The sequence below is a fragment of the Geodermatophilus sp. SYSU D00814 genome, from assembly GCF_054050055.1.
The window spans coordinates 1-6,910 of record NZ_JBJGYP010000064.1; the positions used below are offsets into that span (position 1 = coordinate 1).

6 protein-coding genes are annotated in these 6,910 nt (G+C 74.8%); 3 read left to right on the plus strand and 3 right to left on the minus strand.

What is annotated here, in order from left to right; all coding sequences use genetic code 11:
• Positions 1–386: 386 nt before the first annotated feature.
• Entirely contained in the window at positions 387–1,016 is a 630-nt protein-coding gene (locus ACI780_RS24305; protein ID WP_457006059.1) for an alpha-ketoglutarate-dependent dioxygenase AlkB, read from the minus strand.
• A gap of 39 nt (positions 1,017–1,055) precedes the next feature.
• The gene (locus ACI780_RS24310) at positions 1,056–3,281 is read right to left on the minus strand and encodes a DEAD/DEAH box helicase (protein WP_457006060.1); all 2,226 of its coding nucleotides are present in this window, start codon (positions 3,279–3,281) and stop codon (positions 1,056–1,058) included.
• A 78-nt stretch (positions 3,282–3,359) separates the two neighbouring features.
• Here ACI780_RS24310 and ACI780_RS24315 point away from each other — a divergent pair, with 78 nt between their 5' ends.
• Positions 3,360–4,178, plus strand: coding sequence for a PHP domain-containing protein (locus ACI780_RS24315; protein WP_457006061.1), 819 nt, complete (start codon positions 3,360–3,362; stop codon positions 4,176–4,178).
• Between the two features lie 2 nt (positions 4,179–4,180).
• On the opposite strand, the gene ACI780_RS24320 is transcribed toward ACI780_RS24315, so the two are convergent.
• Positions 4,181–4,621, minus strand: a complete 441-nt coding sequence (locus ACI780_RS24320; RefSeq protein WP_456873176.1) for a hypothetical protein — start codon at positions 4,619–4,621, stop codon at positions 4,181–4,183.
• Positions 4,622–4,739: 118 nt separating this feature from the next.
• Here ACI780_RS24320 and ACI780_RS24325 point away from each other — a divergent pair, with 118 nt between their 5' ends.
• Both ACI780_RS24325 and bar read left to right on the plus strand, forming a co-directional pair.
• Positions 4,740–5,693: a carbamate kinase gene (locus ACI780_RS24325; RefSeq protein ID WP_456873175.1), complete on the plus strand. Its 954-nt coding sequence runs from the start codon at positions 4,740–4,742 to the stop codon at positions 5,691–5,693.
• 17 nt (positions 5,694–5,710) lie between these two features.
• Positions 5,711–6,814, plus strand: a complete 1,104-nt coding sequence (gene bar, locus ACI780_RS24330) for a barbiturase (protein WP_456873174.1) — start codon at positions 5,711–5,713, stop codon at positions 6,812–6,814.
• Positions 6,815–6,910: the final 96 nt, after the last annotated feature.

Here is a 6,910-nt window from a genome sequence, read left to right on the forward strand (position 1 = left end):
GAGACCTGACAGATCTCGATGTCATCAACCAAAGGAATCCCTCACCACACGGAACACCGTGCAGTGCGGGGGTTTGTTACTTGGCACTGACTTTCGGCACGCTGTTGAGTTCTCAAGGAGCGGACGCGCTCGTACTCCGGCCTTTTCGGCCTTCGTTCGAGGCGGTGTCCCCACTGTACACCGTGCTCCGCAGCAGTCGAACCTCAGGGGTTCTCCCGGCGGTTTCCCAGGCGCTCGGCCCAGTCTGTTCTCGCTCGGTGCAGGGACAACCATACACACCCTCTGAGGGGTCGTGCACGGGGGTCCCCGAGTCCGTGTCGAGCCGGTGGGATCGGCGCCGGACAGAGGGTGCAACGGCCGCCGTGGCCGGGCCATTCCCGCAGGTCTCAGGCGACGCCGGCGGGGCGGAACTGCACGCTCACCCGGGGACCGACCGGCCGTGTCGTCTTCGGGATGCAGTGCTCCCAGGTGCGCTGGCACGAGCCGCCCATCACGACCAGGTCGCCGTGCCCCAGGGGGAAGCGGAGGGACTCGCCGCCGCCGACCGGACGCAGGAGCAGCGGCCTCGGGGAGCCGAAGGAGACGATCGCCACCATCGTGTCCTGCGTACGGCTGCGGCCCAGGCGGTCCCCGTGCCAGGCGACGCTGTCCCGCCCGTCGCGGTACAGGCACATCCCGGCGGTGACGAAGGGCTCACCGAGCTCGGGGGCGTAGTGCGCGTCGAGCGCGGCGTGGGCCTGGGTGAGCAGGGGGTGCGGCAGCACCTCGCCGCGCCCGTACCAGCGCAGCAGCCGCGGGACGGCGACCTCGCGGTCGTACATCTGCCGCCGGTCGGCGCGCCAGCCGATGTCGCCGAGCAGGACCTCGAGGACGGCGTCCGACCCCGTCACCCATCCCGGCAGGTGGTCGACCCACGCGCCACGGGCGAGCACGTGCCGGCGGACCCAGCCCCGCAGCGGCGTGAGCGCGGCCTCCTCGGCGACGTCGAACATCGACGGCTGGTGCGCGAGCTCCATGCCCGGCAGGCTAGCGCCGACCGAACGTGTGTACGAGTCCTATGCGGTGAGGGCCAGGGCGAACGGCAGCACCCGCGACGCCCCGGCCAGCCGCAGCTCCCGGCCCGCCACGGTCATCGTCCAGCGGGAGTCGGCGAGGTCGTCGACGAGGAGCACGGGAGCGGGCCCCAGCTCGGCGAGCCGCGACCGCAGCTCCGGGCCGACGACGATCCGCTGCCACACGCCGGCCAGCCGGAAGGCGCTGTTGCCCCCGGGACCGCCGGTGGGCCCGCCGCTCGCGAGCGACAGCTCACCCAGGTAGGGCAGCCGCCCGAGCCGCGCCAGGCCCTGCGCCACCCCGGCGACCAGCCGCGGACGGCGTCGCGAGGGGACGGCCACCACCGCCGCCGGCCGCTCGGCCCAGTCCCAGGCACCGAGCACGCGGGCGCAGGCGCGCAGCAGTTCCTCGTCCGGGGGGACGTCGGACACCGAGCGCTGCACGGGGACGTCGAAGGCGGCGTCGGGGTCCTCCTCGAGGCCCGGCGCCTCGAGGTCGAGGGTCACGGTGCCGCCCACGCCGTCGTCACCGAGCAGGGTGCGCAGCCGCTGACCCCAGCCGAGGTCGGTGAGCCGGGCGACGGCCCGGCCCGGGTCCACCTGCTCGGCGGGCGCGATCTTCCCCTTGACGCCCACGCCGAGCCGGTCGGCACCGGTGGGCCACTGGGCCCGCGGAGCGAGCTCGACACCGGGCCGGTCGAGGACCGCGGAGGCGGCCTGCGCGGCCCCCTCGGGGACGTCGGTGGGGTACCAGGGGCCGGCGCAGACGTCGCACCGGCCGCACGGCGCGGCGGTCGGGTCGTCGAGCGCCTCCTGGAGGAAGGCCATCCGGCACGGCGCCTCGTCGACCGGTTTGGCGTAGGCGATCATCGCCCGCTGCTCGGCCTCGCGGGTGCGGGCGACGCGGGCGTAGCGGTCGGCGTCGTAGACCCAGGGGCGGCCGGTGGACCGCCAGCCGCCCTGCACCCGCTCCACCGCGCCGTCGACGGCGAGCACCTTGAGCAGCAGCTCGAGGCGGGAGCGGCGGACGTCGGCGACCGTCTCCAGCCGCGCCACCGACCACGGCTTCCCGTCGGCCATCGCGGAGAGGACGGCGGCGGCGTGGTCCTCGCGCGGCATGGAGGAGGTGGCGAACCACTGCCAGATCGCGAGGTCCTCGGGGCCGGGCAGGAGCAGGACGTCGGCGGACTCGACGGCGCGGCCGGCGCGGCCCACCTGCTGGTAGTAGCTGACCGGCGAGGACGGCGCCCCGAGGTGGACGACGAACCCGAGGTCGGGCTTGTCGAAGCCCATGCCCAGCGCCGAGGTGGCCACCAGCGCCTTGACCCGGTTGCCGCGCAGCGCCTCCTCGGCGTCCTTGCGGTCGGCGTCGTCGAGCCGACCGGTGTAGGCGCGCACGTCGTGCCCGGCGTCGCGCAGCAGCGACGCCGTCTCCTCGGCCGCGGCGACGGTGAGGGTGTAGACGATGCCGCTGCCCGGCAGGTCGCCCAGGTGGGCGGCGAGCCAGGCCAGCCGGGCGCGGTCGGTGGGCAGCCGCAGCACCCCCAGGCGCAGCGAGTCGCGCGCCAGCGGACCGCGCACCGTGGTCACCCCCACCCCGCCGGCACCGAGCTGCTCGGCGACGTCGGCCACCACGCGCTCGTTGGCCGTGGCCGTGGTGGCCAGGACCGGGGTGCCGGCCGGCAGCGTGCCGAGCAGGTCGCGGATGCGGCGGTAGTCGGGCCGGAAGTCGTGCCCCCAGTCGGAGACGCAGTGCGCCTCGTCGACGACGAGCAGGCCGCAGCGGGCGACGAGCCCGGGCAGCTGCTCCTCGCGGAAGCGCGGGTTGGTCAGCCGCTCCGGGGAGACGAGCAGCACGTCGACGTCGTCGGCGGCCAGGGAGGCAGCGACGTCGTCCCACTCGGTGGCGTTGGCGCTGGAGATCTCGACGGCGCGGATGCCGGCGCGGGCGGCGGCGGCGACCTGGTCGCGCATGAGGGCCAGCAGCGGGCTGACCAGCAGGGTGGGGCCGGCGCCGCGGCGGCGCAGCAGCGCGGTGGAGACGAAGTACACCGCCGACTTGCCCCAGCCGGTGCGCTGCACGACCAGCGCCCGCTCGGAGCGCTCGACCAGCGCGGCGACGGCGGCGTCCTGCCCCTCGCGGAAGACCGCGTCGGGCCGGCCGGTGAGCTCCCGGAGGACCCCGAGGGCCTCGGAGGCGAGGTCGGCGGACGGCGCGGCGGTGGTCATGGCTCCCGACAGTAGGTGCGTCCCCCGACAGCAGGACCGTCCGTGCGGGACCTGGGGACGGCGGGCAGACTGGGGACGATGCGACCACCGGACAACCACGTGCACACCGGGTGGTCGTGGGACACCCCGAGCTCGGTGACCATGGCCCGCGCCTGCGAGCAGGCCATCGCCCAGGGGCTGCCGGCGATCGCCTTCACCGAGCACCTCGACTTCACCGTGTGGGGTCCCGACGACCGGGCCACCACGCTGGGCCTGGTCGACCGGCACTCCTCCCGGCACGAGCCGATCGACACCGAGGGCTACTGGGCCGAGCTGGCCGAGGTCCGCGAGCGGTTCCACGAGCTGCGCGTCTGGTCCGGTGTGGAGGCCGGCGAGCCGCACCTGTTCGCGTCGAGCGTCGCCGCGCACCTCGCCGACGCGCCGGTGGACCGCGTCCTCGGCTCGCTGCACTCGCTGCACGACGGCGACCGGCTCTACGGCGTCGGGCAGCTGCTCTACACCGACGCCGACGGCACGATGCGCCGCTACCTGGCCGAGGTCGTCGACATGGTCGAGAGCAGCGACGTCTTCCAGGTGCTCGCCCACGTCGACTTCCCCCGGCGCTACTGGCCCGGCGGCCCCCACCGCTACGTGGAGAAGGACTACGAGGAGGAGTACCGGGCGGTGTTCCGCGCCGTGGCCGGCACCGGGCGGGCGCTGGAGGTCAACACCAGCAGCCCGCTGGCCTCGGCCGACCAGGTGCGCTGGTTCCGCGAGGAGGGTGGCGAGGCGGTGAGCTTCGGCAGCGACGCGCACCAGCCGTACGCGGTCGGTCAGCGCTTCGACCTCGCCGTCGACGTCGTCGAGGCGGCCGGCTTCCGGCCGGGGCGGGACCGGTTCGACTTCTGGCGCCGCTGAGGTCAGCCGGCCACCCGGTCGAGCGCGGTGCGCCACGTCCGGGGGAAGGCGACCGGCCCGAGCAGGCGCTGGAGCAGGAGCACCACCCGGCCGCGCAGACCGCGGCCACCGGAGTGGTGCACCGTCACGTCGACGTGGCTGCCGCCGCCGGCGCGCGGCGTGATCCGGACGTCGCCGGTGCCGCGGTCACAGTGGTCGCTGTCCAGGAGCGTCCAGGTGACCCGGTCCGGGGTGGGCCACTCGTAGCGCAGCAGCACCCAGAAGGGGACGCCCGCGCTGCCCTCGCGGATCACGGCCCAGCCCTCGCCCTGCTCGCGGACCTCGTACTTCGCCGGGTCCAGCGTCTGCGACCACACCTCCAGCCGCCGGTCGCTGACGTCGGTGAACGCCTCGAGGACCTGCTGCGGGGTGGCGCGGGTGTCGAGCCCGAAGTGGATGCGCACAGCCGTCTCCTCCCGGTCCCCCGCTGCCGGATCGTCCCGCGATCCGGGGTCCCGTGGAGGCCAGGACGTCGCGGCCCGGTACTTCACCGCTAAGAGAAACGCCGCTAGGGTCGCCGGGGTGACGTCCCGCCGCGTGGTGATCGCCCTCGGCGGCAACGCCATGACCGGAGCCGACGGCTCGGCCACCCCGGAGGCCCAGCGGGACGCGATCCGCGAGGCGGCCGACCACGTCGCCGAGGTGGTCGCCGCCGGGGTCGAGGTGGTGCTCACCCACGGCAACGGCCCGCAGGTGGGCAACCTGCTGGTCAAGAACGAGCTCGCGGCGAACGTCGTGCCCCCCGTGCCGCTGGACTGGAACGTCGCGCAGACGCAGGCCACCATCGCCTTCACCATCGCCGACGAGCTGGACGCGGCCCTGACCGCCCGGGGGCTCCCCCAGCGCACCGCCGGGCTGGTCACGCGCACCCTGGTCGACGCCGGCGACCCGCACTTCCGCGAGCCGTCGAAACCGGTGGGCCGCTTCGTGCCCCGCGAGGAGGCCGAACGGTTCCTCGCCCTCGGCCAGGTCTGGGAGGACCGCGGCCCGCGCGGCTGGCGGCGGGTGGTCGCCTCGCCCGAGCCGAGGTCGGTCGTCGACTCCCCCGCCGTCCACGCCCTCGCGGCGGCCGGCTTCGTCGTCGTCTGCGCCGGCGGCGGGGGCATCCCGGTGACCGACGACGGCGGGGACGGCGCCCCGCTGCGCGGTGTCGAGGCCGTCATCGACAAGGACCTCACCGCCGCCGTCCTGGCGCGCGACCTGGGGGCCGACACCCTGGTGATCGCCACCGACGTCGCGAACGTGATGGTGGACTTCGGGCAGCCGTCCCAGCGGCCGCTCGGCCGGGTCACGGTGGCCGAGCTCCGCGCGCACGCCGCGGACGGCCAGTTCGCCCGGGGCTCCATGGGCCCCAAGGTCGAGGCCGTCCTCCGCTTCGTCGAGGCCGGCGGCGAGCGCGCCGTCATCACCTCGCTCGAGAACATCGCCGGCGCCGTCACCGGGGACGCCGTCGGCACCGTGCTCACCACCGCCTAGGGAAAGAGGAAGCTGCCGTGCCCGCACCGATCGAGGTCCGCAAGGTCCCCCTGCACAGCGTCAGCGACGCCAGCGAGCTGGCGAAGCTCATCGACGACGGCGTCATGGAGGCCGACCGGGTCGTCGCCGTCATCGGCAAGACCGAGGGCAACGGCGGCGTCAACGACTACACGCGGATCATCGCCGACCGCGCCTTCCGCGAGGTGCTGCTGGAGAAGGGCACCCGCAGCAAGGAGGAGGTCGCGCAGATCCCGATCGTGTGGTCCGGCGGCACCGACGGCGTCATCAGCCCGCACGCGACCGTCTTCGCCACGCTGCCCGAGGACGCCGTCGAGAAGACCGACGAGCCGCGGCTGACCGTGGGTTACGCGATGAGCGAGCAGATCCTGCCCGAGGACATCGGCCGGGTCGCCATGATCGAGAAGGTCGCCGACGGCGTGCGGAAGGCCATGGCCGCGGCCGGCATCGACGACGCCGCCGACGTGCACTACGTCCAGACGAAGACGCCGCTGCTGACCATCGACACCATCCGCGACGCCAAGAGCCGCGGGAAGACCGTGTGGACCGAGCACACCCACGAGTCGATGGACCTGTCCAACGCCACGACGGCGCTGGGCATCGCCGTCGCCCTCGGTGAGATCGAGATGCCGGGCGACGAGGACGTCATGCACGACCTGTCGCTGTTCTCCTCGGTGGCCTCGTGCTCGTCGGGCGTCGAGCTCGACCGCGCGCAGATCGTCGTCGTCGGCAACGCCCGTGGCCACGGCGGGGCCTACCGGATCGGCCACTCGGTCATGCAGGACGCGCTCGACCAGGACGGCATCTGGGCGGCCATCCGCTCGGCCGGCCTGGAGCTGCCGGAGCGGCCGCACCACACCGACCTCGGCGACCGGCTGGTCAACGTCTTCCTCAAGTGCGAGGCCGACCCGAGCGGCATGGTCCGCGACCGCCGCAACGCGATGCTCGACGACTCCGACGTGCACTGGCACCGGCAGATCAAGGCCACCGTCGGCGGCGTGACCGCGGCGGTGACCGGCGACCCGGCGGTGTTCGTCTCGGTGGCCGCGGTGCACCAGGGCCCCTCCGGCGGCGGCCCCGTCGCGGCGATCGTCCGGGCCTGACCACGGGCGGCGGGGCGGGCCCCCCGGCGGGGCGCGGCCCCCGGGCGGGCGCGGGGGGGGGGGGGGGGGGGGGGGGGGGGGGGGGGGGGGGGGGGG

What these genes read in the sequence shown, in the direction of transcription:
- ACI780_RS24310 (WP_457006060.1), bottom strand. Translation starts at nt 3,281, where the DNA reads ATGACCACCGCCGCGCCGTCCGCCGACCTCGCCTCCGAGGCCCTCGGG.
- ACI780_RS24315 (WP_457006061.1), top strand. Translation starts at nt 3,360, where the DNA reads ATGCGACCACCGGACAACCACGTGCACACCGGGTGGTCGTGGGACACC.
- ACI780_RS24305 (WP_457006059.1), bottom strand. Translation starts at nt 1,016, where the DNA reads ATGGAGCTCGCGCACCAGCCGTCGATGTTCGACGTCGCCGAGGAGGCC.